The organism is Allobosea sp. GW822-FHT03F07, assembly GCF_058801345.1.
In genome coordinates this window covers 286,333-312,663 of sequence record NZ_JBXAND010000002.1, presented here as the reverse complement: position 1 = coordinate 312,663, position 26,331 = coordinate 286,333, and the positions used below count along the sequence as shown (strand labels likewise).

24 protein-coding genes are annotated in these 26,331 nt (G+C 67.1%); 14 read left to right on the top strand and 10 right to left on the bottom strand.

Annotated elements, in window-relative coordinates; genetic code table 11:
• Window positions 1-129: 129 nt before the first annotated feature.
• From AC1RMY_RS10050 to AC1RMY_RS10035, 4 genes are all read left to right on the top strand, one after another.
• Window positions 130-2,454, top strand: a complete 2,325-nt coding sequence (locus tag AC1RMY_RS10050; protein WP_492863970.1) for a bifunctional salicylyl-CoA 5-hydroxylase/oxidoreductase — start codon at window positions 130-132, stop codon at window positions 2,452-2,454.
• Window positions 2,455-2,577: 123 nt separating this feature from the next.
• Window positions 2,578-2,916: a hypothetical protein gene (locus AC1RMY_RS10045; RefSeq protein ID WP_492863968.1), complete on the top strand. Its 339-nt coding sequence runs from the start codon at window positions 2,578-2,580 to the stop codon at window positions 2,914-2,916.
• Between the two features lie 162 nt (window positions 2,917-3,078).
• Entirely contained in the window at window positions 3,079-4,026 is a 948-nt protein-coding gene (locus tag AC1RMY_RS10040) for a ring-cleaving dioxygenase (RefSeq protein WP_492863966.1), read from the top strand.
• Window positions 4,027-4,242: 216 nt separating this feature from the next.
• Window positions 4,243-5,382, top strand: coding sequence for a DUF2778 domain-containing protein (locus AC1RMY_RS10035; protein ID WP_492863964.1), 1,140 nt, complete (start codon window positions 4,243-4,245; stop codon window positions 5,380-5,382).
• Window positions 5,383-5,401: 19 nt separating this feature from the next.
• Here AC1RMY_RS10035 and AC1RMY_RS10030 read toward each other — a convergent pair whose 3' ends face one another.
• From AC1RMY_RS10030 to AC1RMY_RS10020, 3 genes are all read right to left on the bottom strand, one after another.
• A complete protein-coding gene (locus AC1RMY_RS10030; RefSeq protein WP_492863962.1) occupies window positions 5,402-5,704 on the bottom strand; it encodes a hypothetical protein in 303 nt (100 codons plus the stop codon).
• A 92-nt stretch (window positions 5,705-5,796) separates the two neighbouring features.
• Complete coding sequence (topA, locus tag AC1RMY_RS10025; protein WP_492863960.1) at window positions 5,797-8,490, bottom strand: type I DNA topoisomerase; 2,694 nt, start codon at window positions 8,488-8,490, stop codon at window positions 5,797-5,799.
• Between the two features lie 280 nt (window positions 8,491-8,770).
• Window positions 8,771-9,901: a serine hydrolase domain-containing protein gene (locus AC1RMY_RS10020; RefSeq protein ID WP_492863958.1), complete on the bottom strand. Its 1,131-nt coding sequence runs from the start codon at window positions 9,899-9,901 to the stop codon at window positions 8,771-8,773.
• 154 nt (window positions 9,902-10,055) lie between these two features.
• Between AC1RMY_RS10020 and AC1RMY_RS10015 the strand changes: the two genes are divergently transcribed.
• Entirely contained in the window at window positions 10,056-11,000 is a 945-nt protein-coding gene (locus AC1RMY_RS10015; RefSeq protein WP_492863956.1) for an aspartate carbamoyltransferase catalytic subunit, read from the top strand.
• Window positions 11,001-11,025: 25 nt separating this feature from the next.
• Window positions 11,026-12,330, top strand: coding sequence for a dihydroorotase (gene pyrC, locus AC1RMY_RS10010; protein WP_492863954.1), 1,305 nt, complete (start codon window positions 11,026-11,028; stop codon window positions 12,328-12,330).
• A 76-nt stretch (window positions 12,331-12,406) separates the two neighbouring features.
• Here the strand turns inward: pyrC and AC1RMY_RS10005 are convergent, their stop codons facing one another.
• The gene (locus AC1RMY_RS10005; protein WP_492863952.1) at window positions 12,407-12,790 is read right to left on the bottom strand and encodes a translation initiation factor 2; all 384 of its coding nucleotides are present in this window, start codon (window positions 12,788-12,790) and stop codon (window positions 12,407-12,409) included.
• Window positions 12,791-13,053: 263 nt separating this feature from the next.
• Between AC1RMY_RS10005 and plsY the strand changes: the two genes are divergently transcribed.
• Window positions 13,054-13,677 carry a glycerol-3-phosphate 1-O-acyltransferase PlsY gene (gene plsY / locus AC1RMY_RS10000; protein ID WP_492863950.1) on the top strand — a complete coding sequence of 208 codons (624 nt, stop codon included), beginning with the start codon at window positions 13,054-13,056 and terminating at the stop codon, window positions 13,675-13,677.
• 14 nt (window positions 13,678-13,691) lie between these two features.
• Entirely contained in the window at window positions 13,692-14,897 is a 1,206-nt protein-coding gene (gene dprA / locus AC1RMY_RS09995) for a DNA-processing protein DprA (protein WP_492864447.1), read from the top strand.
• A gap of 83 nt (window positions 14,898-14,980) precedes the next feature.
• Here dprA and AC1RMY_RS09990 read toward each other — a convergent pair whose 3' ends face one another.
• Window positions 14,981-15,301 carry a hypothetical protein gene (locus AC1RMY_RS09990; protein ID WP_492863948.1) on the bottom strand — a complete coding sequence of 107 codons (321 nt, stop codon included), beginning with the start codon at window positions 15,299-15,301 and terminating at the stop codon, window positions 14,981-14,983.
• 128 nt (window positions 15,302-15,429) lie between these two features.
• Complete coding sequence (locus AC1RMY_RS09985; protein WP_492863946.1) at window positions 15,430-16,344, bottom strand: AEC family transporter; 915 nt, start codon at window positions 16,342-16,344, stop codon at window positions 15,430-15,432.
• A gap of 297 nt (window positions 16,345-16,641) precedes the next feature.
• Here AC1RMY_RS09985 and AC1RMY_RS09980 point away from each other — a divergent pair, with 297 nt between their 5' ends.
• The gene (locus AC1RMY_RS09980; RefSeq protein WP_492863944.1) at window positions 16,642-17,019 is read left to right on the top strand and encodes a hypothetical protein; all 378 of its coding nucleotides are present in this window, start codon (window positions 16,642-16,644) and stop codon (window positions 17,017-17,019) included.
• A 101-nt stretch (window positions 17,020-17,120) separates the two neighbouring features.
• Here the strand turns inward: AC1RMY_RS09980 and ruvX are convergent, their stop codons facing one another.
• From ruvX to AC1RMY_RS09965, 3 genes are all read right to left on the bottom strand, one after another.
• On the bottom strand, window positions 17,121-17,624 hold the full coding sequence (gene ruvX / locus AC1RMY_RS09975) for a Holliday junction resolvase RuvX (RefSeq protein ID WP_492863942.1): 504 nt from the start codon (window positions 17,622-17,624) through the stop codon (window positions 17,121-17,123).
• A 61-nt stretch (window positions 17,625-17,685) separates the two neighbouring features.
• On the bottom strand, window positions 17,686-18,693 hold the full coding sequence (locus AC1RMY_RS09970) for a tripartite tricarboxylate transporter substrate-binding protein (protein WP_492863941.1): 1,008 nt from the start codon (window positions 18,691-18,693) through the stop codon (window positions 17,686-17,688).
• 140 nt (window positions 18,694-18,833) lie between these two features.
• Entirely contained in the window at window positions 18,834-19,598 is a 765-nt protein-coding gene (locus tag AC1RMY_RS09965; RefSeq protein WP_492863939.1) for a GntR family transcriptional regulator, read from the bottom strand.
• 115 nt (window positions 19,599-19,713) lie between these two features.
• On the opposite strand from AC1RMY_RS09965, the gene AC1RMY_RS09960 reads away from it, so the two are divergent.
• The 5 genes from AC1RMY_RS09960 to AC1RMY_RS09940 all read left to right on the top strand — a co-directional run bounded on the left by AC1RMY_RS09960 (window position 19,714) and on the right by AC1RMY_RS09940 (window position 24,457).
• Window positions 19,714-20,001, top strand: coding sequence for a UxaA family hydrolase (locus AC1RMY_RS09960; protein WP_056713122.1), 288 nt, complete (start codon window positions 19,714-19,716; stop codon window positions 19,999-20,001).
• A gap of 96 nt (window positions 20,002-20,097) precedes the next feature.
• A complete protein-coding gene (locus tag AC1RMY_RS09955; protein WP_492863937.1) occupies window positions 20,098-21,378 on the top strand; it encodes a UxaA family hydrolase in 1,281 nt (426 codons plus the stop codon).
• 82 nt (window positions 21,379-21,460) lie between these two features.
• The gene (locus AC1RMY_RS09950) at window positions 21,461-22,525 is read left to right on the top strand and encodes a YeiH family protein (RefSeq protein ID WP_492863935.1); all 1,065 of its coding nucleotides are present in this window, start codon (window positions 21,461-21,463) and stop codon (window positions 22,523-22,525) included.
• Window positions 22,526-22,550: 25 nt separating this feature from the next.
• Window positions 22,551-23,480 (top strand): hydroxyacid dehydrogenase, encoded by a 930-nt coding sequence (locus AC1RMY_RS09945; protein WP_492863933.1) that lies wholly within the window; start codon window positions 22,551-22,553, stop codon window positions 23,478-23,480.
• The gene (locus tag AC1RMY_RS09940; RefSeq protein WP_492863931.1) at window positions 23,477-24,457 is read left to right on the top strand and encodes an Ldh family oxidoreductase; all 981 of its coding nucleotides are present in this window, start codon (window positions 23,477-23,479) and stop codon (window positions 24,455-24,457) included. The genes AC1RMY_RS09945 and AC1RMY_RS09940 overlap by 4 nt, the downstream gene beginning before the upstream one ends.
• Before the next feature lie 150 nt (window positions 24,458-24,607).
• On the opposite strand, the gene ade is transcribed toward AC1RMY_RS09940, so the two are convergent.
• Window positions 24,608-26,308, bottom strand: a complete 1,701-nt coding sequence (ade, locus tag AC1RMY_RS09935) for an adenine deaminase (protein WP_492863929.1) — start codon at window positions 26,306-26,308, stop codon at window positions 24,608-24,610.
• Window positions 26,309-26,331: the final 23 nt, after the last annotated feature.

Sequence of the window (26,331 nt, the reverse complement as noted above, 5' to 3'; positions counted from 1 at the left end):
TCTCGAAGCGGGAAAATCCGCTTCGATGCCGGGTAGGAGTTGATCTCGATCAAAGCCTGATCAAGGCCGCTTGAGCCACAATTATTTTAGGCCTAAAATAATTTCGCAATCGGTTCTCTGGAGGGCATCATGCGTATCGCGGTCGTCGGCGGCGGTCCCGCCGGGCTCTATTTCGCGCTCCTGATGAAGCGCGACTGGCCGGCTCTCGACATCACCGTCTTCGAACGCAACCAGCCGGACGATACCTTCGGCTTCGGCGTGGTCTTTTCCGACCAGACGCTCGACATCTTCAAGGCCGCGGACGAGGCCAGCTACGCGGCGATCCGCGACAATTTCGCATATTGGGACGACATCGAGGTCCATTTCAAGGATAGCGTCCACCGCGTCTCCGGCAACGGATTCTGCGGCTGCTCGCGCCGCTCGCTCTTGATGCTGATCCAGCAGCGGGCACGCGAACTCGGCGTCGCCTTGCGCTTCGGCGAGGAGGCGGCCGACATCGAGACGCTCAAGCGCGACTACGATCTGGTCGTCGGCGCCGACGGCATCAACAGCCGCATCCGCGAGGGCTGGCGCGACCGCTTCCAGCCGGAGGTCGACCTGCGGCCCAACAAGTTCACCTGGATGGGCTCGACCCGGCCTTTCGATGCTTTCACCTTCTTCTTCAAGGAGACGGAGCACGGTGTCTTCATCGCCCATTGCTACCAGTACGAGGCCGGCCGCTCGACCTGGGTGCTGGAGACCGACCCGGAGACGTATCGCCGGGCCGGGCTGGACGGAATGGACGAAGCCGCTTCGGCCGCCTTCCTCGAAGGCGTCTTCGGCGAGGAGCTGCAGGGCCACCGGCTGATCACAAACCGCTCGCTCTGGCGCAATTTCCCGATGATCCGATGCCGCAACTGGGTCGTCGAGAACGTCGTGTTGCTGGGCGACGCCAAGGCGACGGCGCATTTCTCGATCGGCTCCGGCACCAAGCTCGCCATGGAGGACGCGATCGGCCTGCACCGGGCCTTCCACAAGGCCGGCTTGAATGTCAGCGAGGCGCTGACGCTGTTCGAGCGCACCCGCCGCGAGGAGGTCGAGAAGACCCAGCATGCCGCCGACGTTTCGCTGGTCTGGTTCGAGCAGCTCGGCCGCTTCTGGGATTTCGATCCGCTGCGCTTCGCCTTCGGCCTGATGACGCGCTCCAAGGCGATCACCTACGACAACCTCGCTTTGCGCGCCCCTGCCATGGTCGAGGCCGTCGACGCGATGGTCGCCGAGGAACTCGGCCCGCTCGCCCGTCGCCGCAAGGACGGCACGCCCGTTCCGCCGGCCTTCCAGCCCATGAAGTTGCGTGAGATGCAGGTCGAGAACCGCATGGTCGTCTCGCCGATGTGTCAGTATTCGGCTGAAGACGGCCTTCCCGGCGACTGGCATCTTATGCATTACGGTTCGCGCGCCATCGGCGGGCCGGGCCTGATCTTCACCGAGATGACCTGTGTCGCCGAGGATGCCCGCATCACTCCGGGCTGCGCCGGCCTCTACAATGATGAGCAGGAGGCCGCCTGGACGCGCATCGTCGAATTCGTCCACGCGAACTCCGCCGCGAAGCTCTGCCTCCAGCTCGGCCATGCCGGCCGCAAGGGCGCGACGAAACTGATGTGGGAGGGTATGGACCGCCCGCTCGCCGACGGCGCCTGGCCGATCGTCTCGGCCTCTGCCTTGCCCTACTACCCCGAGAGTCAGGTTCCGCGCGAGATGACCCGCGCCGACATGGACCGGGTTAAGGCGGAGTTCGTCGCCGCCGCAGAGCGCGGCATCCGCGCCGGCTTCGACATGCTGGAGCTGCACTGCGCCCATGGCTATCTGCTGGCGAGCTTCCTCTCGCCGCTGACCAACCGCCGCACGGACGAATATGGTGGCCCGGTCGAGAACCGGCTGCGCTATCCGCTCGAAGTCTTCCGCGCGCTGCGCGAGATCTGGCCGCGCGAGAAGCCGATGTCGGTGCGCATCTCGGCGACCGATTGGGCCGAGGGCGGCCTGTCGGCCGAGGATTCGGTCGCGATCGCCGAGGCCTTCGGGGCGGAAGGCTGCGATCTCGTCGATGTCTCCACCGGCCAGACGGTGCGGGAATCGCGGCCCGTCTATGGCCGCATGTTCCAGACGCCGTTCTCGGACCGCATCCGCAACGAGGCGAAGGTCGCGACGATGTGCGTCGGCAACATTACCACCGCCGACCAGGCGAACACCATCGTCGCCTCGGGCCGGGCCGATCTCGTCGCACTGGGGCGTCCGCATCTCTCCGACCCATCCTTCGTGCTGCGGGCGGCGGCCTGGTACGGCGTCGATCTGATGCAGCCGGTGCAGTACCAGCCCGGCAAGGACCAGCTCATGCGCAATACGCCGCGCGAGCGGCAGGACCTCGAGGAGCTGAAGCTCAAGGCCAAGCCGAGCCGCCACGCCCTCTCGGCCTGACGATCCGGGCGCGGTCCGGCGCTGCCCGGATGCACCGGCGCCGGGCGGCGGAACATCGTGCGCCGGGGAGGGTTCCCTGATCGACGGCCTGCGGTTCGGGCAGGCCATACAAGGGGAAATCCGATGCTTCGCTCGCTGCCGGGCTTCGCGCTCGCCGTCACCCTGTCTTCGCTGGCCACCGCCGTGGCGGCGCAGACGAATTCGCCGCCGACCACGCCGCCCGGCAAGCCGGCGGAAGCTCAGGCCAGTGGCGGCCTGGGTCCCAAGACGACGAACCCGACCGAGATCGACAAGGGCCAGAACATGATCCTGCCCTCGGCGGGTCGCTCGGAAGAATCGGCCGCGCCGACCATGGTGTTCGATTGCAAGGCCAAGCCGCAGGACTGCACCACGCCGGCCAGCCCGGCCGACAAGTCGAGCGCGCCGGCCCATTCTGCGCCGCCGGCTGCGCCGAAGCCCTAAGCATTAGGCGCTACTAGCATCAGTTGCGCGTGCGAATGGAGAATTATTGCGCTTACGCAATATCGACATTGCAAACTGCGTTGTTTCATTGCGTCGAAGCTGCGCTATCTCTGGCTGCAACAGCCGCGCCTCCCGGCCGGCGTTCATGTTGAGGGCCACAAGATGAAGCTCACAGGCATCCACCACGTCACGGCGATCTCCGCGGATGCGCCCGGCAACCGGCGCTTTTATGCCGAGACTCTGGGCATGCGCCTGGTCAAGAAGACGGTGAACCAGGACGACACCTCGGCCTATCACCTGTTCTATGCCGATGGCGCCGGCTCGCCCGGCAGCGACCTGACCTTCTTCGACTGGCCGGCCGCTCCGGCGCGCCGCGGCACACACTCGATCAGCCGCACTTCGCTGCGCGTCGCCAATGAGGTGTCGCTTGAGTGGTGGCGGGGCCGGCTCACCGAGGCGGGTGTCGCCGTCACGCCGGTCCGCGAGATCAATGGCCGCTTGGCCGTCGACTTCGAGGATCCGGAGGGGCAGCGCCTGACCCTGATCGCCGATGGCGGCGAGATCCCCTTCGTGGTCTGGGAGAAGAGCCCGGTTCCGGCCGAGCATCAGATCCGCGGTCTCGGCCCGGTGACGATCTCCGTGCCGAAGCTCGATCGCACCGAGGTCGTGCTGACGCAGCTTCTCGGTCTGCAGCGGATCGGCAGCTATCGCGATGCCGGCCATGCCACGGGCGAGATCCACGTCTTCAGGATCGGCGAGGGCGGTCCGGCTGCCGAACTCCATGTCGCGGTCGAGCCCGATCTGCCGCAGGCGCGCGAAGGCGCCGGCGGCGTGCATCACCTCGCCTTGCGCACGCCGACCTTCGCCGATTACGACGCATGGGCTGAGCGCCTGCGCGCCGCCGGCTACCCCAATAGCGGGCCGGTCGATCGCTTCTATTTCCGCTCGCTCTATCTGCGCGAGCCGAACGGAATCCTGATCGAGATCGCGACCGACGAGCCGGGCTTCGCCACTGATGAGCCGGCTGAGACCATGGGCGAAAAGCTCTCGCTGCCGCCCTTCCTCGAGGGCAAGCGGGCCGAGATCGAGGCCAACCTGAAGCCGCTCTGAGACGGCGAGAAACCCGGCCGTCGTCATCGGCCGCAAAAGCGATGAGGCGCGACGGGTCGGAAAACCGACTCAGTCGCGCCTTTTTGTTGCCTTCTAAGCAGGCGATTCACCCAGCCTTAACCACGCTGGCCTCTACTCGAACCTGGCAGATTTGCCGGTTCCCCGCGACCTCTTCCGAGAGCGGGCGTGTGTTGCGTCGAGTCGAGAGCGAGCTAGATGTCGGGACAGGGCTACAGGCTGCGCAAGACGCGGCGCACCCGCTACAAGATCGGCCATAACGTCTTTTTCCAGATCGCGCTGATCGTCGTCGGCTGCGGCGTCGGCTATGTCGCGCTCGATCCCGGCCCCGATGCGCAGGTCCCCGCGCGTGGGGGGGCGCAGCGCGACGTCATTGTGACAGGGTCTCTCGCCTCGTCTTCAACGGCTTATGGCGATTTCCTCAAGCCCGGTGTGACGCTTGGCGCGGCGCCGGCCTCCTTTGGTGGCCAGCACCCGCTGCAGGCTGGCCTGCAGCGTCCCGGTATGCCCGAGCGCGTCCTGCAGGCTCTGGCCTCCGCCTCGCCCTTGCCGCCGCAGGAGCCGCCGCTGGTGGTGGCCGCGATCCCGCCCGCGCAGCCCATTCCCGCGCTGCCCGCCGCCGCTGCAACCGCCGAGGTGCTCGCTGTTTCGCCTCAGGCCGGCTCGACGATCGCCAAGGATGTGCCGCTGCCGATGCGGCGCCCGGCCGATCTGAAACTGCCCGCAACGGCCGAGCCGCCGGCACTTGCACTACGCCAGCCGACGCGCCGCTCCAGGGTCGCCGCTGCGCCAGCGGTGCCAGCGGAAGACAACCGTTCCTTCTTCCAGAAGCTCTTCGGCGCGCCGCAGCAACCCAATGGCCCCGCCATGGCCTATGCGGCGCCCGAGGACGATGCCGTCGATCGCTCGCGCGGCAGGCGGCTCAGCCCGACCTTCGGACCGGCCGTCAGCACGGCGCAGGGGACTGCGATCTACGACATCAGCGCCAAGGTCGTGCATATGCCGAACGGCGAGCGGCTGGAGGCCCATTCCGGCCTTGGCGACAAGATGGACGATCCGCGCTTCGTCCATGTCCGGATGCACGGCGCGACGCCGCCGCACACCTATACGCTGACCGAGCGCGAGGCGTTGTTCCACGGCCATCGTGCCCTGCGCATGCACCCGGTCGGCGGCAGCGGCGCGATCTATGGCCGCGCCGGCCTGTTGACCCACCCCTATCTGCTCGGCCCCAACGGCGACTCGAACGGCTGCGTTTCCTTCAAGGATTACAACCGCTTCCTGCAGGCCTATTTGCGGGGCGAGGTGAAGCGGCTCGTTGTCGTCGCCAGCCTGAACTGAGGGCGTCTGTGCGATCGCGCTACTGCGGTTTCGCCATTTCGAGGCAGGTCAACACCTGAACATAGCTCGGCGCGCCGACGAGGCTCGCTGACTCGACGCAGCGCGTACGTGCGCCGGCTGGATAGCTCGCCCAGCTACCGGCCAGCGTACTTCGCGCCTTGCTCTCGTCCTCGCGGCAGGCCTGTTGTGGCCTGGGAATGCCGCTGTTTCCGGCAGTCAGCCCGGCGCAGGACTTTTCGATGTCGAAACGGGGCGGCTCGTCGGCGACGAAGGTCAGGAGCCCGGCATGCAGTGCGATCGAGATCAGGCCTGCGTTCAACATGGCGTCATCTCCGGAGCATCGTCGGTTCGCGGGAACCGGCGCAGGGCCGTGATGCAGCCAGCCGGGCGCCGTGCCCGCCGACGATAGCAAATTCAGCCCGTCTTCGCCTGCTTCTCCTTGGGGGGCGCTTTCGGCGCGGCCTTGGAACTTGCCGTCGACTTGGCACCGGCCTTTTTCGCCGCAGGCTTCTTTGCGGCCGTAGTGGCTTTCGCCTTGCCCGCGGACGCCTTGCCTGCCGACTTGCCCGGCCCCTTGACGCCGTTGGCCTCGGCCTTGGCGTTGACCAGTTCGACCGCCTGTTCGAGCGTGATCGCTTCCTGCGTCATCGCCTTCGGCAGCGTGGCGTTGACCTTGCCCCAGTTGACGTAAGGCCCGTATTTGCCGGCGCGGACGACGAGCTTCCCGCCACCGGGATGTTCGCCGAGTTCGCGCCCGGGAACCGCCGCGCCGCGGCTGAAGCGGCCGCCGCCGCCGCTTTCCTTGGCGACGATCAGGTCGATGGCGCGGTTGCCGCCGATCTGTAGGATGTCGTCATCCTTGTCGATGTTGGCGTAGGTCTTGCCGTGCTGGACGTAAGGTCCGTAGCGGCCGATGCCGGCGAGGATCGGCTCGCCGCTCTCGGGATGTTTCGCGACCTCCTTGGGCAGAGCGAGCAGGGCGAGCGCCTTCTCCAGATCGACGCTGCCCGGGCTCATGCCCTTGGGCAGGCTGGAGCGCTTGGGCTTTTCGCCTTCGCCGAGCTGGATATAGGGGCCGAAGCGGCCGTCGCGGATCGTGACCTCCTGCTCGGTGACCGGATCCTTGCCGAGGATACGAACGCCGGGCTGGCCCTGGCCGCCCTCGGCGGTCGCCTCGCCCTCGCTGGCCTGGACAGTCAACGGGCGGGTGTAGCGGCATTCGGGATAGTTCGAGCAGCCGACGAAGGCGCCGAACTTGCCGAGCTTCAGCGAGAGCGTGCCGGTGCCGCAGACCTGGCATGAGCGCGGATCGCCGCCATCCTCGCGCGGCGGGAAGACATGGGCGCCGAGCACGCCGTTCAGCGCCTCCAGCACCTCGGTGACGCGCAGTTCCTTGGTCTCGCCGATGGAGGCGGTGAATTCTTCCCAGAACTCGCGCAGCAGCACCTTCCAGTCGATCTCGGCATTCGAGACCCGGTCGAGCTTCTCCTCGAGATTGGCCGTGAAATCGAACTCGACATAGCGCTTGAAGAAGCTCTCCAGGAACGCCGTCACCAGCATGCCCTTGTCCTCGGGCACGAGGCGCTTCTTCTCGACGCGGACATATTCGCGGTCGCGCAGGGTTGACAGCGTCGCGGCATAGGTCGAGGGCCGGCCGATGCCGAGCTCTTCCATGCGTTTGACGAGGCTGGCTTCCGAATAGCGCGGCGGCGGCTCGGTGAAGTGCTGCTCGGCGGCGATCGCGCGCTTTTCCAGCAGCTCGCCTTCCTTCATCGCCGGCAGCTTCTTCGAATCCTCGTCCTCCTCGTCGTCGCGGCTCTCCTGGTAGAGCGTCAGGAAGCCGTCGAAGAGCGTGACCTGGCCTGTGGCGCGCAGCTCGAGATTGCGCGCGCCGACCTTCGCCGCGATGTCGACCGTGGTGCGCTCGAGCGAGGCCGATTCCATCTGGCTGGCGATGGTGCGTTTCCAGATCAGCTCGTAGAGACGGGCCTGCTCGGGTTCGAGATGGCGCGCCACCATGGCGGGCAGCCGGCCGAGATCGGTCGGGCGGATCGCCTCATGCGCTTCCTGAGCATTCTTCGCCTTGACGCTGTATTTGCGGGGAACGCCGGGAACGTAGTTGTCGCCGAATTCCTTGCCGATGACGCGACGGGCGGCGGCGATGGCCGAGCCGTCCATGTCGACGCCGTCGGTCCGCATATAGGTGATGAGGCCGACCGTCTCGCCGCCGATGTCGACGCCCTCATAGAGCCGCTGCGCGAGCTGCATCGTCCGCGCCGGGGCGAGGCCGAGCTTGCGGGAGGCCTCTTGCTGCAGCGTCGAGGTCTGGAAGGGCGGCTGGGGGTGGCGCTTGACCGGCTTCGCCTCGACACTGGCGACGCTGAAGGCTGCCGCCTCCAGCGCCTCCTTGAAGGCCTTCGCCTCGTCGCCGGTGCCGATGTCGAGCCTTGTGATCTTCTTGCCGTCGGCGCCGACGAGACGAGCGTCGAAGACGCCCCCGGCGGTCGTCGCCAGCGTCGCGACCAGCGACCAGTATTCGCGGGCCCGGAAGGCCTCGATCTCGCGTTCGCGGTCGCAGACGATGCGCAGCGCCACCGACTGGACGCGGCCGGCCGAGCGTGCCCCTGGGAGCTTCCTCCACAGCACCGGCGACAGCGTGAAGCCGACGAGATAGTCGAGCGCCCGGCGCGCCAGATAGGCATCGACCAGCGCCTGGTCGACCTGGCGCGGATTGGCGAGCGCCGTCTGCACCGCATCCTTGGTGACGGCGTTGAAGGTGACCCGCTCGACTGGAATGCCCTTCAGCGCCCGCTTGGCGTTCAGTGCCTCCAGCACATGCCACGAAATCGCCTCGCCCTCGCGGTCGGGGTCGGTCGCGAGGATCAGCTTGTCGGCGCCCTTCAGCGCCTTGACGATCTCGGAAACCTGCTTGGCGCCGCGCCCCTCGATCTCCCACTTCATCGCGAAGTCATGTTCGGGATCGACCGAGCCGTCCTTGGCCGGCAGGTCGCGGATATGGCCGAACGACGCCACGACCTCGTAGTCGGAGCCGAGATATTTGTTGATCGTCTTGGCCTTGGCCGGCGACTCGACGACGAGGAGCTTCATGTGCGGTGTCTCGATAACAGCCTCATCGGAGCGCGGAACCGGCCGCTGGAGGCTGGTCCCGCGACCGGCGATAGACCCGGCGGTTCGGAATTGCGCGCGAAAGTGGTTCAGGGCGCAGGCTGTGTCAAACGCCGATTGCGCGTTTGCGGCGTTTGCAGGCGTTCGGCGGCGTTTCGGCCACAATCGCGAGAATTCGCCAGGACACGCGAATCCGCCATCAAATGGCGAGGCGGCCGCCGCTGCGCAAGGGCGAGTGTTGCGGACGTCGCCGCTGGGGCTTTCAACGCAGCGCTTCGTAGAGCTTCGCCAGGAAGCCGTCATAGGACGCACCATCGATCCATCTGAGCACCGCGACGAGATCGTTCTGCGGATCGACGAGGATGACGTTGGTCCCGGCCCCGAGCGCCCAGAACGCCGATGCGGGAACCCCGGGCTTCGCCGAGGGCGCGCGGTTCAGCCACCAGAGATAGCCGTAATTGGCGAGCGTCGGCGAGGACGTCACCATCTGCGCGATCCAATCGGCCGAAAGCAGGGAACGCCCGCCCCATTGCCCGCCACGCGCCATCAGCAGGCCGAAACGGGCATGGTCGCGCGCGCCGATGAACAGCCCGCCCCCCCAATGTCCGCCGCCCGGCACCGACTGCATGCGCTTGCCGTCGATCTCGACGAAGGAGTTCGCGTAGCCCTGCCACTCCCAATCCCGGGAGGCGCCGATCGGATCCATGATCCGCTCGCGCAGCACCTCCGGCAGCGGCCGGCGGAAACGCTGCAGCAGGCACCAGCCGAGCAGGTTCACCCGCACGTCGTTGTATTCGTAGAAGGTTCCGGGTGTATGCAACTCGCGGCGCTGGCCCTTGCGGCTGTTGTCGGCGCCGGGGCCGATCTGGCGGTTGTGGTCGACCTGATCGGATTTCCCGAAGATCTCGCCCTGCCACTCGCTCGATTGCTGCAGCAGGTGGCGCCAGGTGATCGGCGCATTGTGGGCGCCCTCGAAGAACGGTCCGGCGACGCTCTTGGCCACCGGCTCGTCGAGATCGCGGATCAGCCCGTCATCGACCGCGAGCCCCGCCATCACCGACAGATAGCTCTTGGCGATCGAGAAAGTCATGTCGGTACGGCTGGTATCGCCCCATTCCGCGACGATCCGCCCTCCCTTCAGCACGAGGCCGGCTGGCCCGCCGCGCTCGCGCACCGGCCCGACGATTTCGCTCCACGGGCCGCTCTCGTTCCATTCGACATTCCCGACATAGCGCCCGTCGGGATAGTACAGGCTGCGCGGCCAGGGGCTGTCATGGGCCTCCGCAAAGGCGACGGCGGCATCGAGGCTGTCGGCGTCGAACCCGGCCTCGCCGGGCGCGATGCTGTTCCAAAGGGAGCCATGGGCGGCCGGGACGAAGGCGTCGGTGGACAAGGCAGGGCTCCTCGCAGCGGTTCGGTAGCGGCAAGGCCGCAGGCCCAAGCCGTAGCCGCGTTTGGCGCGGACGGCCATCCATGTCCAAGCATGGTGACAACGGCCCCGGACCGCTTGCGCCCCGCCCGAGTCGCGCCTAAACACCCCTCTTCAAATGACATCGCCAGCACCGCTCTATCCGCACCGGCATCTCCTCGGCATCGAGGGGCTCTCCCATTTGGACATCGAGGCGCTGCTGGACAGGGCGGACGCCTATGTCGCGCTCTCCCGACAGGTCGAGAAGAAGACGGCTACCCTGCGCGGCCGCACCCAGATCAACCTGTTCTTCGAGCCCTCGACCCGGACGCAAGCCTCCTTCGAGCTCGCGGGCAAGCGCCTCGGCGCCGACGTCATGAACATGTCGGTCGCCTCGTCCTCGGTGAAGAAGGGCGAGACGCTGATCGACACGGCCGCGACGCTGAACGCGATGCGCCCCGACATCATCGTCGTGCGCCATCACGCCGCCGGCGCGGTCAACCTGCTCGCCCGCAAGGTCGGCTGCTCGGTCGTCAACGCCGGCGACGGCGCTCATGAGCATCCGACGCAGGCCCTGCTCGACGCGCTGACGATCCGCCGCAACAAGGGCCGGATCGCGGGCCTGACGGTCGCGATCTGCGGCGACATCCTGCATTCGCGCGTTGCCCGCTCGAACATCATCCTGCTAAACGCGCTCGGCGCGAAAGTTCGCTTGATCGCGCCCTCGACGCTGCTGCCGGCCGGCATCGGCCGCATGGGCGTCGAGATATTCACCGACATGAACAAGGGCCTGGAAGGCGCGGATATCGTGATGATGCTGCGCCTCCAGCTCGAGCGCATGCATGGCGCCTTCGTGCCGTCCTCGAAGGAATACTTCCGTTATTACGGGCTCGATCGCGAAAAGCTGGAGCGCGCGCAAGCCGATGCGCTGGTGATGCATCCCGGCCCGATGAATCGCGGCGTCGAGATTTCTTCCGAGGTTGCCGACGGCGCCCAGTCGCTGATCCGCGAGCAGGTCGAGATGGGCGTCGCGGTGCGCATGGCGGTGCTCGACGCGCTGGCGCAGCATCTGCCGAATGTTTGACGCGAAGGCGCGAGTGGAACCGGGCATGGCCGAGCTTCAGGACATTGCGATCGTCAATGCGCGCCTCGTCGACCCAGCCACGGGGCGCGACGGACCGGGCGCGCTGCTGCTGCGCGGCGGTGTCATCGTCGATGTCGTCTGGGGTGGCGCCGCGCCTGCGACGGGCGAGGGCGTCCGCCGCATCGATGCGAAAGGGCTCGTCCTCGCGCCGGGCCTCGTCGATCTGCGCGCCTTTCTGGGCGAGCCCGGCGCCGAGTTCCGCGAGACGCTCGGTACCGGCTCGCAGGCTGCGGCTGCGGGCGGTGTCACCACCGTCGTCTGTCGGCCCGATACGGATCCGCCGATCGACGATCCCGCCATCATCGACTTCATCAAGCGCCGAGCGCGCGACAAGGCGATCGTCAATGTCCTGCCCTGCGCCGCCCTGACCAAAGGGCTTCTGGGCAAGGAGATCACCGAATTCGGGCTGCTGCTCGAGGCCGGCGCGGTCGCCTTCGGCGACGGCGCGAAGGCCCTGCGCAACCCGCAGATCATGCGGCGCGCCATGATCTACGCCCGCGATTTCGACGCGCTGATCATGAACCATGTCGAGGATCCGGACCTGCGCGGCTCGGGCGTCATGAACGAGGGCGAATTCGCCAGCCGCAGGGGCCTGCCGGGCATTCCGCGCGAGGCCGAGACGGTGATGCTCGAGCGCGATATTCGTCTCGCGAGGGCGACGGGCGGCCGCTACCACGCGGCGATGATTTCCTGCGCGGACTCCGTCGAATTGGTGCGTCGCGCCAAGGCGGATGGCCTGCGCGTCACCTGCGGCGCCTCGATCAACAACCTGACCCTCAACGAGAACGACGTCGGCGACTACCGCACCTTCTGCAAGGTTTCCCCGCCGCTGCGCGATGAACAGGAGCGCCTCGCCCTCGTCGCGGCGCTGGCCGAGGGCATCATCGACGTCGTCGTCTCGGACCATGACCCGCAGGATGTCGAGACCAAGCGCCAGCCCTTCGCCGAGGCGGCGGACGGGGCGCTCGGCATCGAGACCCTGCTATCGGCTTCGCTGCGCATGGTTCAGGCGGGCCAGATCGCTCTGCCGGAGCTGCTGGCGGCGCTGTCGACGCACCCGGCGCAATTGCTCGGGCTCGGTTGCGGGCGCCTCGTCCCCGGCGCCCCGGCCGATCTCATGCTGCTCGACCTCGAGGCGCCCTATGTCGTCGACAAGCGCAAGCTGAAGTCGCGGGCCAAGAACTCGCCCTTCGACGAGGCCAGGCTCGAAGGCATCGTGCAGACGACCTTCGTCGGCGGTCGCATGGTCTACGAGGCCCCGGCGGCCTGATCTGGCGCTCTGGCGCCGCTGGGTTCTTGCTCGCGTCGGCCCTTGGCGGCCGACGCGTTGCTGCAGTCGAGTGCGATCAGGCCTGAGGGCCCTGTGCCTTGCGCTGCCTGCGCAGCTTGGCTGCCGGCTTGGGCGCATGGACGGGTTGCATCGTCGCGAAGACGGGGTTCGGCGAGTGATCCAGCGTCGCGCCCGTGCTGGCGTCGACGACAACACCAACGACCCCACCAATCAGAACGTTTCCGGCCATGCCGGCGGCGCCTCCGCCGCTGACACCGGTCGTCACGGCGATCTGCTGGGAGCGGTGGCCCGGCAATTCGAATGTCGCGACGAACTCCTGCTTGCGGCTGATCGGAAAGGTGCAAGGTGTCGCCTGGCAGACGAGCCCCGTCGAAGTCACGACCTTGGCGCCTGGCGGCTCCGAATTGAAGGTGACGTCTTCGTTCGTTCCCCGGGTCACCGTTCCGCACGCGCTTACACTGATCGCCACAGCGATCGTCATCAAAATTCGCATAGTTTGAAAGCCCCTAGGTCAGTTCCCCGATAAATTGGTTGCATGCACCTGTGGCCGAGTCGAGCATCCGAAGAGCACGCCGGGACGTTATCCAAAGGAGCCATGCTCTCGCTGTTTCGCGACTCGGCGGTGCATGATCGGAAAAGGCCGTTTCCTCGTCCGGGCTTCGTGCTCTAACCTGCAGCGCGGCGAAGCGAGGAAGGGGCGGCATGCAGGAGACGTTGAACTGGGGCCTCTCCTGGCCTGCATTCGGATTGGCGCTCGCTATCGGCTACCTGCTGGGCTCGATCCCCTTTGGTATCATCCTGACGAAGCTCAGCGGCGGTCCCGACCTGCGCAGCATCGGCTCGGGCAATATCGGCGCCACCAACGTCCTGCGCACTGGCAACAAGAAGCTCGCAGCGTTGACCTTGCTCGGCGACATGCTCAAAGGCACGGTCGCGGTTCTGCTCGGCTTGCATCTTCTGGGGGGTGCTCAGGCCGGGCTCGTCGCCGGGCTCGGCGCCTTTCTGGGCCATCTCTTTCCCGTCTGGCTCGGATTCAAGGGCGGCAAGGGCGTTGCCACCTATCTCGGCATCCTGATCGGCCTGGCCTGGCCGGTGGCGCTGGCTTTCGCCGCGATCTGGCTGAGCGTCGCCAAGCTCTCGAAATACTCGTCGCTCTCGGCTCTGACCGCGAGCGTCGCGACGCCCCTCATTCTCTGGTTCGCCATCGGCAATCGGCAGGCCGCCATGCTTATGGCCGCCCTGACGGTGCTGCTCTGGTTCATGCACCGAACCAACATCGCCCGCCTGCTGTCCGGCAGCGAGGGCAAGATCGGCCAGAAAGGCTGAAGCGCATGGCTGGCATCGTCCTCAGCGATCGCCAGCGCCTCGACTGGCTTCGCCTGATCCGCAGCGAAAGCGTCGGGCCGCGCACCTTCCGCTCGCTGATGAACCGCTTCGGCGGCGCCGCGGCGGCCCTCGACGCACTTCCCGATCTCGCCCGGCAGGCCGGCCGGAGCATCCGCATCTGCACGCTGGCCGAGGCCGAACGCGAGGCCGACGCCCTGCGCCGGCTCGGTGGCCGGTTGGTCGCGATGGGCGAGGCGCAATATCCGCGACCCCTGCAGGCGATCGACACCGCCCCGCCGCTGCTCGCGATCCTCGGCCGGCAGGAGGTGCTGCTGCGCCCCTGCGTCGCGCTGGTCGGCTCCCGCAATGCCTCCGCCGCCGGCATGAAGTTCACCGCCCGTCTGGCACGCGAACTCGGAGAGGCTGGTTTCGTCGTCGTTTCGGGACTGGCGCGCGGCATCGACACCGCCGCTCATGAGGCGAGCGCCGAGAGCGGCACTGTGGCAGTGCTGGCCGGCGGCCTCGACGAGGTTTATCCGCCGCAGAACATCCCGCTGCTCCAGCGTCTGCTGGAGGAGGGGGCGGCGATCAGCGAAATGCCGCTGGGCCTTGCCCCCCGCGGGCGCGATTTCCCCCGACGCAACCGGCTGGTCTCAGGGCTGTCGCTGGGCACCGTGGTGGTCGAGGCCGCCCGTAAATCGGGCTCGCTGATCACGGCGCGCTTCGCCAATGAGCAAGGCAGGCTGGTCTTCGCCGTGCCGGGCTCGCCGCTCGATCCGCGCGCCGAAGGCGGCAACCACCTGATCCGCGAGGGCGCGACGCTCTGCGCCGAGGCCGCCCATGTCATCGAGGCGCTGACGCCGCTGCTGGACAACGATCTCGGCTTTCTCCCGCCACCGCCCGCACTGCGCGACGGTGCTGGCGAGGACGTGACGCAGGCGCTGTGGGACGAACTCGACCTGCCGGGCATCGGAGGAGCTCCGGTGGCGGCGGTTCCCGAGCCAGAGGGCGTCGCCGGCGCGATGCCGGGGACGGCCGAAGCGCTGGATCTGAGGCGCCTCGTCCTGCAACTGCTCGGCAGCACGCCGATCTCCGTCGACGATCTCGTGCGGGCGAGCGGCCGCTCCGCCCGGGAGATCAGCCATACGTTGCTCGATCTCGAACTCGACAACCTGATCCGGCGTCACCCGGGCGGCACGCTTGCGCTTGTCGAGACCTAAGGCGGTTCGCTCGGGGCGATTACAACCTGTGATTGATGTCGCCGCATTGATCCGCGATGCTTCGCGCGTGCGGACTCTGCTGCCTAGAAGTCCGCGACATTCGCCTTGTCGGCACTGGAGCGCGCGAGACGCTCGCCCTGGATCGACGCTTCGAGCCGCGCCATTTCCAGGAAATAGGCCAGACTGTCGAGATCCGCAGCGTGAGCCATGGCGCGCAGACTTGCGGCCAAGCCTTCGATATAGCCCGCCACTTCGCGTTGTGTCGCGCGAGAGGAATGGGTTTCGTTGCGAGTCGGACGCATTCTGCCGCTCGCTGCCACGGACTCGGCTGCGTCGTGCCGTTGCTTCGCGTCATCCTGTGAGGCCAGTTGCGAGGCCAATTGATTGCGTGCTTTTGACGTCATCGCCGAGGGCTCCCCGCGAGTCATGGGCAAAGCTCGATGGTTGAAACGCGACATCGCTCGTGAAAGGCGAGTCGGGATTATGCAATCATAACGTGTAAAATGCGTGGACCTCAAGCGCCGCTATAGGCTTAGACAAGAAAAAGAACCGCCAATGGCAGGGTCGCCAGCGCGAGCAGGGTCTGGAGGGTGGTGATTTCCGCCATAAGAGGCGCATCGCCGCCGAGGTCGCGCGCCAGGAAATAGGCTGCGGTCGCGGTCGGCACCGAGGCGGCGACCACGGTCATGGTGAGCGCAGGGCCCGTCAGGCCGAGATGGCGTGCGATCGTCCAGGCCAGGAGCGGCATGACGACGAGCTTGAGACCGAGCGCGATCCAGTGGGCCAGCCGCGGCCGCGCGAGGCTGCGCAGGTCGAGTCCCGCTCCGACGACCAAGAGGCCGACGCCCAGCGCGGCCCGGCCCATGACGTCGAGATAGGTGGTGATCGCGGCTGGCAGCATCCACTGCATCTGGTTCAGCACGAGGCCGACGGCGGACGACCAGATGAAGGGGTTGAAGGCGATCGAGCGCGCAGTGGCACCTGCGCTCATCGGCCGGCCATTTGCATAGCGGGCCAGCACCAGCACGCAGAGCACGTTGAGCAGCGGGATCATCGCGGCCACCGCGATCGCCATGAGCGTGGTGCCGTCGCGCCCCTGCAGACCGGCGGCCATGGCGAGGCCGATGAAGGTGTTCCAGCGGACCGAGCCCTGGAAGATCGAGGTGAAGGCAGGCCCGTCGATGCCGGCGCGCGCCAGCAGCGGGCGCGTCGTCAGGAGCAGCCCGGCGACGGTCAGGATCGCCATTACGAGGCTCATGCCCATGGCCAGCACCGGCAGCCGGCCCAGATCTGCGACGGCAAGCGTATGGATCACCACGGCGGGGAACAGCACCTGATAGGTCAGGCGCTCGACACCGAGCCAATGCGCCGGCGAGACCGTGCCGCGGATTTTGAGGGCCCAGCCCGTCGCGATGACGAGGAAGACGGCGATCAGACTGGAGAGCATGGCATCTGCGAAGGATCGGGGGAGAGGAGGCTGGAGCGGGCCGGAACCGCCTGCGAGGAAGGCCGAAATGGAACAACGGATATGAGCTGCTCGTTGATCTCCACGAGACGGCCATGACGAGCCCGAGAGGCCTTGATGCCACTCCTTTCATGGCGGTCATCGTGAGGCAATGGCGGCAGGTTCGGGGGGCATTGCGTTCGCCGCAATCCGGCCGCGATTGGTTCACGAGGCATTCAAGCGCCCGGGGCGAAACTTCCCGTCAGGTCGGGGAATTCCCGGCGAGAAGGAGATTGGACCATGATGTCTCTCAGGAAGACCGCCATTGCCGCGCTCGCCTCGGTGAGCGTCGTTTCGGCCGGATTCATCGCGCCGGCCTTCGCCGCGCCGCGCAGCTTCGACGCCGCCAAGCTCGACAAGGCGCCTGCCGAGTACAGCTATTATCGCGGCTATCGGGGTTACAGGGGCGGCTGGTATCGCGGCGGCAACGGTGCGGCGATTGCAGCCGGGGTCGGTCTCGGCATCCTCGGAGCCGCGGCGATCGCATCGAGCCGCCGCGCCTATGCTGATCCGTATTACTACGACGACGGCTACTACGCGCCGGCGCCGGTCTACGCGCCCGCCCCCGTCTATCGCCGCTATTACGGGCCGAGCTACGACTTCCGCGACTATCGCTGAGCCCAAGCCTCGGCGGACGGCCAAGGACCTGCGCGCCATTGCGGCGCGCAGGTTTTTCGTTGGCTACTGCGCGACGCGGAACGAAGACGGGAAGCCCTGTCTCAATCTCCCTCCAGGTCCTCGGCCAAGTCATCCGGCTCCAGGCGCATCAACCGGTCGAGGGCGCCCTGGAGAATGTAGGCTGCCGCCATCTTGTCGACGACCTCGGCGCGCTTGGCCCGCGAGGCATCGGCGTCGAGCAGCGTCCTGGTCACGGCCAGCGTCGACATGCGCTCGTCCCAGAACACGATCGGCAGGCTCGTCAGCGGACCGAGATTGCGCACGAAGGCGCGGGTCGACTGCACGCGCGGGCCTTCGGTTCCGTCCATGTTGAGCGGCAGGCCGATGACGAGCCCGGCGACGGCATGCTGTGCGGCGACCTTGAGCAGCGCCGCCGCATCCTGCCCGAACTTGACCCGTCGGATCGTCTCCAAGGGCGTCGCGATCTGGCGTTCGACATCCGAGAGCGCCAGCCCGATCGTCTTGGTGCCGAGGTCGAGCCCGAGCAGCCGCGCGTGGTCGGGCAGGGCGAGGAAGGCTTCGAGCGGCACGACATTGCTGGACATCGGCAGGCGGTAGCATGCGCCGCTGGCCGAGGCGAGCGGCGCATGCCGGCGTCGGGGTGCCTCAGCCTTGCGGCTTCACGCCGGCGGCAGCCAGCGATTGCGCCCATTTGTCGACTTCGGCCGAGAACAGCTTGGCATGCGCGTCGCGGGTCCATTCGGCCTCGGGGAAAGTGCTGGTGCCGAAGGCCTTGAACTTCTCGATCACGGCCGGCTCCTTGAGCGCCGCGCGCAGCGCGCCGTTCAGCTTGTCGAGCACGGGTGCAGGCGTGCCTTTCGGCGCGTAGAGCCCGTGCCAGATCGTCATGTCGAGCTTGGATCCCGCCTCCGCCATGGTCGGTATGTTCGGCAGCACGTCGAGCCGCTTGGCCGACGTCACGGCATAGGCGCGGATGCTGTTGCCCTGGATCTGCGGGATCGCCGAGGTCGATTGATCGCAGAGCAGGTCGATCTGTCCTCCGACGAGATCGTTCATCGCCGGCCCCGTGCCGCGATAGGCGACCTGGTTGAACTTGGCCCCGAGCTGCTGGGACATCAGCACGGCGCAGAGATGCGAGTTCGAGCCGACGCCGGCATGGGCGATCGTCAACTTCTCGGCGTTCTCCTTGATATAAGGGAAGAAGCCCTTGGCATCCTGCGGCGGCAGCGCGAGCTTGCTGGCGATCACCATCGGCCCGGTATTGACCAGTCCTATCGGGGCGAACGCGGTTTTCGTGTCGTAGCCGAGATTGGCGTAGAGCGCGGGCGCGGCCGCGAGCGCCAGATGGTGGATCAGGATCGTGTGTCCGTCCGGCTCGGCGGCTGCGACGCGCTTGGCGCCGGCGGTCCCGCCCGCGCCGGCGACGTTCTCGACGACCACCGGTTGTCCCAGCGTCTTGCTCATCTGCTCGCCGAGCAGGCGGGCGATGACGTCGCTCGGCCCGCCCGCGGCGAAGGAGACGATCACGCTGATCGGCTTGGTGGGAAAGGCTTGCGCCAGCGCGGGCGCGGCGAGCCCGGATGTCAAAAGTCCGAATGCGGACAGGCTCGTCGTCAGCAGCCCGGCAAGGGCCGTCCTCTTGGTCATGCTCATGCGTATCCTCCGGTGGGTCGTGATGAACGGCCGCTCTGTGTCGGCTTTGGGAAAGTTCAGGGACCGTGAGAGCCTTGCGCGAAAAAGGGGGAGCCGGTTTTTCGCAGCAGCAATGCTCTCATACTCAAGAAACAGACGCTTCAGCGCAGATCGGACTGGTAGTGAGCCTCCTCCGTCAGACACAGGCTGAGACGACGCTCCACGGCCGAGCCGTCGAGCGAAAGGGCGATGCGGTCGATCGCGAGCGCGGGCGTCCCCGCCGCGACGCCGAGATGACCAGCCTCGTCGGCGGTCAGCGCGACGGCCTTCAGCCGCTCGCGGGCATTGGCGACGGTGATGCCGTAGCGCGTCGCGAACAGGCTGTAGAGGTTGTTGGGAACCGGCCCGTCTTCCAGCCCCGGAAAGACCTGTTCCGGCAGGCTGACGGTCTCGAGGATCAGCGGTTTACCGCCGAGCGAGCGGATGCGCCGGATACGGATGACGCGCTCTTGCACCTGCAGATTTAGCGCCGTCGCTTCGGCCGGCTCGGCGGGGCCACTCGTGATATCGAGCACCCGGCTGTCGGGAAAGCGCGCGACGCCGTCATCCGAGACCAGCTTGAAGAACTGGAACAGGATGCGCTGCTCGTCGTGCTCGGCGACGAAGGTGCCGCGGCCCTGGCGGCGCACCAGCAGGTTCTCCGCGGCGAGTTCGTCGAGCGCCTTTCGGACTGTTCCCTGGCTCACGCCGATCTCGGTGGCGAGCTGGCCCTCGCTCGGCAGCGCCATGCCGGGCGACCAGACGCCGTCGACGAGTCGACGCACGAAATGCTCCTTCACCTGCCTGTATAGCGGTCGAAATCCGAGGATTTCGGCTCCGGCAGGCGATTCCGGCCGTGTCGCATTTTCGAGCTTGTGCTCAGTCATGTGTCTTATATAAGACTTGTCGCGAGGCCGGTCGAGTCCTGAATTCAGGCAAGTGCTAGATCGAAAGCCCTGAGCCAGCTCACCGCCCGACAAGAAACGTCGTGAGGAGACATCGATGAGCAAGCCCCACCTGCTGGTGCACGAGAAGAAGGACACCGTCGGCGTCGTCGTCGTCGAGGGTCTGAAGGCTGGCACCGACATGCTGTGCGTGGTTACGCACGACAATTCCGATTTCCGCCTGACCGCGAAGATGGACATCCCGATCGGCCACAAGGTCGCGCTCAAGGACATCAAGAAGGGCGAGACGATCTGGAAATACGGCCAGGACATCGGCCAGGCGCGCGCAGACGTGAAGCAGGGCGAGCACCTGCACGTCCACAACGCCAAGACCAAGCGCTGGTGATTCGCTGCGCGAGGACGCAGCGCTAACCGCCTCCAGAGATTTCGGAAACGCCAAGGCTCCCGTCAGGTCGAGCCGCAACAGATCAGAGGAAACGCCATGTCGATCGTCGCCAATTTCGATCTCGTGAAGGGCAAGCTCGCCCGCATCAAGGGCCGCAAGATCGAGGCGCCCGAATTCAAGACCCCGGCGGTCAAGCGCCCGACCGGCCGTAGTCTCGATTCCTTCCTGGGATGGCGCCGCGAGAACGGTCGCGTCGGCGTTCGCAACCACGTCCTGCTGCTGCCGCTCGACGATCTCTCCAACGCCGCCTGCGAGGCCGTCGCCAACAACATCAAGGGCACGCTGGCCATCCCCCATGCCTATGGACGCCTCCAGTTCGGCGAGGATCTGGAGGTGCATTTCCGCACGCTGATCGGCACCGGTTCGAACCCGAACGTCGCCGCCGTCATCGTCATCGGCATCGAGGACGGCTGGACCAAGCGCGTCGTCGACGGCATCGCCAAGACCGGCAAGCCGGTCGTCGGCTTCGGCATCGAGGGCCATGGCGACATTGCCACCATCGCCAAGGCCTCCTATGTCGCCAAGGAATTCGTCCAGTGGGCGACCGAGCTGCAGCGCGAGAAATGCGGCATCGAGGAGCTTTGGGTCTCGACCAAATGCGGCGAGTCGGACACCACCACCGGCCTTTCCTCCTGCCCGACCGTCGGCAACATGTATGACAAATGGATTCCGCGCGGCGTCTATGGCGTCTTCGGCGAGACCTCGGAGATCACCGGCGCCGAGCATCTCTGCAAGGCGCGCGCGGCGACGCCGGAGGTCGGCGAGCGCTGGTACAAGATGTGGAAGGCCTATCAGGACGACGTGATCGAGGCCCACAAGACCGACGACCTCTCGGATTCGCAGCCGACCAAGGGCAACATCGCCGGTGGCCTGACCACGATCGAGGAAAAGGCGCTCGGCAACCTCGAGAAGATCGGCCGCGAGTGCAAGTACATCGACATCCTGCAGCCGGCCGAGGCGCCCTCCAAGGGGCCGGGCCTCTACTACATGGACACCTCCTCGGCCGCGGCCGAATGCGTCACGCTGATGGCGGCGGGCGGTTATGTCGTCCACACCTTCCCGACGGGGCAGGGCAACGTCATCGGCAACCCGATCGTCCCGGTCATCAAGATCACCGGCAACCCGAAGACGATGCGCACCATGCCAGAGCATATCGACGTCGACGTGTCGGGCATCCTGCGCCGCGACATGACGATCCCGCAGGCCGGCGACGCCCTGATCGAGAACATCGTCCGCACCGCCAACGGCCGCCTGACTGCGGCGGAAGCATTGGGGCACCGCGAATTCTCGATGACCAAGCTCTACCGCTCGGCCTGAGCGGCTGCTAACAGCCGGGGCGGCCACGTGCCGCCCCGGCATTCTTCATCGCCCCGGCCGAAACCTCGGGAGCCTTCAAGCCTTGTCCATCGCGACGACGACCCGCCTCAGCGTCTGGCGTCCGCTCCTCGACGGGATCGCGCTCTCGGCCGCGGTCGCAATCGCGGCCTCTATCGCGGAGCCCTTGCTGAAATCGGCCGCGGGAGGCCGGTTCGGCATCCCCGCCGTGGTCATCGCCCTGATCATCGGCATGGTTCTGCACCCATATGCCAATGCGCCGCGCTTCCAGGCCGGCATGGTCTTCTGCGTCAAGAAGATGCTGCGCTGGGCGATTGCGCTGCTCGGCCTGCGCGTCGCGCTCGGAGACATTATCGCGCTCGGCCTGACCACCGCGCTTCTCGTCGTCGTCGCGATGGCCGCGACGATCCTGTCGGGGTTCCTGCTGGCGCGCTGGCTCGGCCGCGAGACCGGCATGGGCGCGCTCGGCGGCGTGGCGACCGCCGTCTGCGGCGCATCGGCTGCGCTGGCGACCGCGACGGTGGTGCCGGACTACAAGAGCAAGGCGGCCGACGTCGCCTTCACCGTCATCGCCATGAACGCGCTGTCGACGCTGGCGATGCTGGCCTATCCGCTGATCTGCGCCTGGCTCGGCTTCTCGCCCTCGCAGACCGGCATCATGCTCGGCGCCACCATCCATGACGTGGCGCAGGTCGTCGGCGCTGGCCAGTCGGTCTCGAATGAGGCCGCCAATGCCGCGATCATCGTCAAGCTCTTCCGCGTCTTCCTGCTGCTGCCGGCCGTGCTGATCGTCGGCTGGTGGCTGGTGCATGACGACGCGAAGCGCGCCGGCCACGTTGCCGAGAAGGCCAAGGTGCCGGTGCCGGTCTTCGCCATCATGTTCCTGGTGCTATGCCTCGTGAACAGCGTGCTCGCGACGCAACCCGCGCTGGCGCCGGTCTATGGCCCGATCCGCAACCTGCTGCTCGCGATCTCCGGCTGGGGCCTGCTCATCGCCATCGCGGCCTTGGGGCTCGGCACTTCGCTCGGAACCATGGCCCGGCTAGGCTGGCGCCATATGGTGCTGGTCACCGGCACGAGCCTCGTCATTCTCGTCATCGTCACCGGCGGCCTGATCGCATTGGGCTGACCGTCAAAGCTGGAAGGCGCCTGCCATGACCGACATCGTCATCACCGAGTTCATGGACGAGGCGGCCGTCGCTGCGCTGAGCGCCCGCTACAAGGTCCATCACGACCCAGAACTCTTCGGCAAGCCGGACGAACTGGCCAAGCTCGTGGCGGATATTCCCGCCCTGATCGTCCGCAACCAGACGCAGGTGAGGGGGGATGTTTTGGCCGCCGCCAAGAAGCTAAAGGTCGTTGGCCGCCTCGGCGTCGGTCTCGACAACATCGACATGGATGTCTGTAACGAGCGCGGCATCAAGGTCTTCCCCGCGACTGGCGCCAACAGCCTCTCCGTGGTGGAATACGTCATCGGCAGCGCGATGATGCTGCTGCGCGGCGCCTATTTCGCCAATGCCGCGATGGTCGCGGGCGAATTCCCGAAGACAAAGCTCATCGGCCGCGAGATCGCCGGCAAGCGCCTCGGCCTCGTCGGCTTCGGCGCTATCGCCCGCGACGCTGCCGCTCATGGCCGGCTGCTCGGCATGACCACGGTGGCCTATGATCCTTACGTGCCAGCCGACGACAAGGCCTGGGCCGCGACCGAGCGGCTCGAGCTCGATGCCGTGCTCTCGACCTCCGACGTCGTCAGCATCCATCTGCCGCTGACCCCCGAGACCAAGGGGCTGATCGGCAGGCAAGCCCTCGCCCGGATGAAGCCGGACGCGATCCTGATCAATGCCGCGCGGGGCGGCATCATGGACGAGGCAGCCCTCGTCGATGCGCTGAAGGGCAGCAAGCTCGGCGGCGCGGCGATCGATGTCTTCGCCGAGGAGCCCTTGCGCGGCGCCGGCAAGCTCTTCGCCGACGTGCCGAACCTGATCCTGACGCCGCATATCGCCGGCAACACGGTCGAGTCGAACGGCCGCGTCTCCGGGCTGGTCGCCGAGCGCGTCATGGCGGCGCTGGAGGGCAGGGCATGACCCGGCTCTCCTTCGAGCAGGCCGAGGCCCGGCTGACGGAGATATTTGCAGGCGCAGGCGCCTCGCCGGCCAACGCGGCCTCCGTCGCCTGGGCTCTGGTGATGGCCGAGGCCGACGGGCTGAAAGGCCACGGTCTGTCGCGGGTGCCGACCTATCTCGCCATGCTGAAGGCCGGCAAGATCGATGGGCAGGTCGTGCCCAAGGCGACGCGGCCGAAGCCCGGCGTGCTGGCGATCGATGCCGGCCACGGCTTCGCCTATCCGGCGATCGATTTTGCCGTGGCCGAGCTGCCGCGCCTCGCGCGCGAACAGGGCGTGGTCGCAGCCCCGATCCGCCGTTCCAGCCATTGCGGTGCCGCCGGCCTTCATGTCGAGCGTCTGGCCGAGCAGGGGCTCGTCGCCATGCTCTTCGCCAATACGCCCGGCGCCATCGCCCCCTGGGGCGGCTCCAAGCCGGTCTTCGGCACCAACCCGATCGCCTTTGCGGCGCCGCTGGCCGGCCGCGAACCGGTCGTCATCGACATGGCGCTGTCCAAGGTCGCGCGCGGCCCGATCGTCGCGGCGAAGCAGAAGGGCGAGGCCATACCCGAGGGCTGGGCGCTCGACGTCCATGGCAAGCCGACGACGGACGCCGCCGCCGCGCTCGCCGGCACCATGGTGCCGCTCGGCGATGCCAAGGGCGCGACGCTCGCCATGATGGTCGAGATCCTGGCGGCGGCGCTGGTCGGCGCGCATTTCGGCTTTCAGGCCTCGTCCTTCCTCGACGACAAGGGCGGCCCGCCCGACACCGGCCAGCTCATCCTCGCCATCGATCCGCATGCCATGGGCGGCAACTGGTTCGACGAGCGGATGCGGGCGCTCACCCACGCCATCGAGGCGCAGGAAGGCACGCGCCTCCCCGGCGTCCGCCGGCTGGCGCTGCGTGCCAAGGCGCGGGCGGAAGGGATTGATATGCCGGCGAAATTGCTGGTTGGCTGATCTTCGAACGAACCACGCCGCCATCCCGGACAGGCCGCGGAGCGGCGCCGATCCGGGATCCATGCCGGAAGCTTTATCGGAAGCGCTCCGGCATGGATCCCGGGTCTTCGCTACGCTCCGCCCGGGACGACGGCGAGGGACCGATTCCCCTCACACGAAATCGAACGCATCGACATCGACCAGCCCCTTGTCGGTGATCTTCAGGTGCGGGATCACCGGCAGGGTCAGGAAGGCGACCTGAAGAAAAGGCTCGGCCAAGACGACGCCGAGCGCCTTCGCCGCCGCCCGCAGCGCCTCCAGATCGTGCCGCACCGCCTCGAAGGGCTGGTCGCTCATCAGCCCGGCGACGGGCAGCGCCAGCTCCGCCGTCACCGCCCCATCATCCGCGACTGCAAAGCCACCGCCGATCTGGATCAACCGGTTGGCGGCCGCTGCCATCGAGGCCTCGTCGACGCCGACGACGCAGAGGTTATGGCTGTCATGCCCGACCGAGGAGGCGATCGCGCCATGCCTCATGCCGAAGCCATGGACGAATCCGGCCGCGATGCCGCCAGTCTTCCCGTGACGCTCGATCACCGTGACCTTGACGGCGTCCTGGGCGAGATCGGGCAGAGCCTCCCCGTCGCGCGAGGGCAGGTGCATGGCGAGGCGCTCGGTGATGATGCGGCCGGGTACCACGCCGATCACCGGTGTTTCACCTTCGCGCGCCGCCGCCTTGAAGTCGGCCGGGGTCAGCTTGCGGCTCTTCACACTGCCGAGCCCGACCGGCGCGATGCTGGCGCGGTCCGCGAACAGCGCCGGTTCGACCAGCCTGCCGCCGGCAAAGACCTGCTTCACCGAACAGGCCGCCAGATCCTCGACCAGGACAATGTCGGCGCGCTTGCCCGGCCCGATGAAGCCGCGGTCGAAAAGCCCGAAATTCCGCGCCGCCGAGAGAGAGGCGATACGATAGGTCGCCAGCACATCCGCGCCTTCCGCGATGGCGGTGCGGATCATGTAGTCGAGATGACCTTCCTCGGCGATGTCGAGCGGATTGCGGTCGTCGGTGCAGAAGGCGAGGAAGGGCGAGGCATCGCGCGAGATCAGCGGGATCAGCGCGTGCAGATCCTTCGAGACCGAGCCCTCGCGGATCAGGATCGCCATGCCCTTAGCGAGTTTCTCGCGCGCCTCGTCTGCGGTCGTGGTCTCGTGATCGGTGCGGATGCCGGCCGAGAGATAGGCGTTGAGATCCATGCCCCGCACCAGCGGCGCATGGCCATCGATATGCCGGTGCGAAAACGCTTCCAGCTTGGCGAGGCAGCCGGGATCGCGATGGATCACGCCGGGGAAGTTCATGAACTCGGCCAGCCCGATCACCTTGGGATGGTCCATCATCGGCGTGAGGTCGCCCGCATCGAGCCGGGCGCCGGCCGTCTCCAGATGCGTCGCCGGCACGCAGCTCGACAGGTTCACCCGCAGATCCATTCGCATCGCGTCGGCGCATTCGAGGAAATAGCGGATGCCCTCGACGCCCAGCACATTGGCGATCTCATGGGGATCGCAGATCGCGGTGGTGACGCCATGCGGGAGCACGCAGCGCTCGAATTCGAGCGGCGTCACCAGCGAGGATTCGACGTGGAGATGGGTGTCGATGAAGCCGGGCACGGCGATCAGCCCGGCTGCGTCGAATTCCACCTTGCCCTGATAGTTGCCGTAGGTGCCGACGATGGTGTCGCCGCAGACCGCGATATCGGTCTCGACCAGCGTGCCGGTCACCAGATCGAATAGCCGCGCCCCGCGGATGACGATATCAGCCGGCTCGTCGCCGCGCCCCTGCGCGATCCGGCTGGCGATTGTGGCGGCGTCGGTCATGGAGCGATTCCGTACGATTGCGT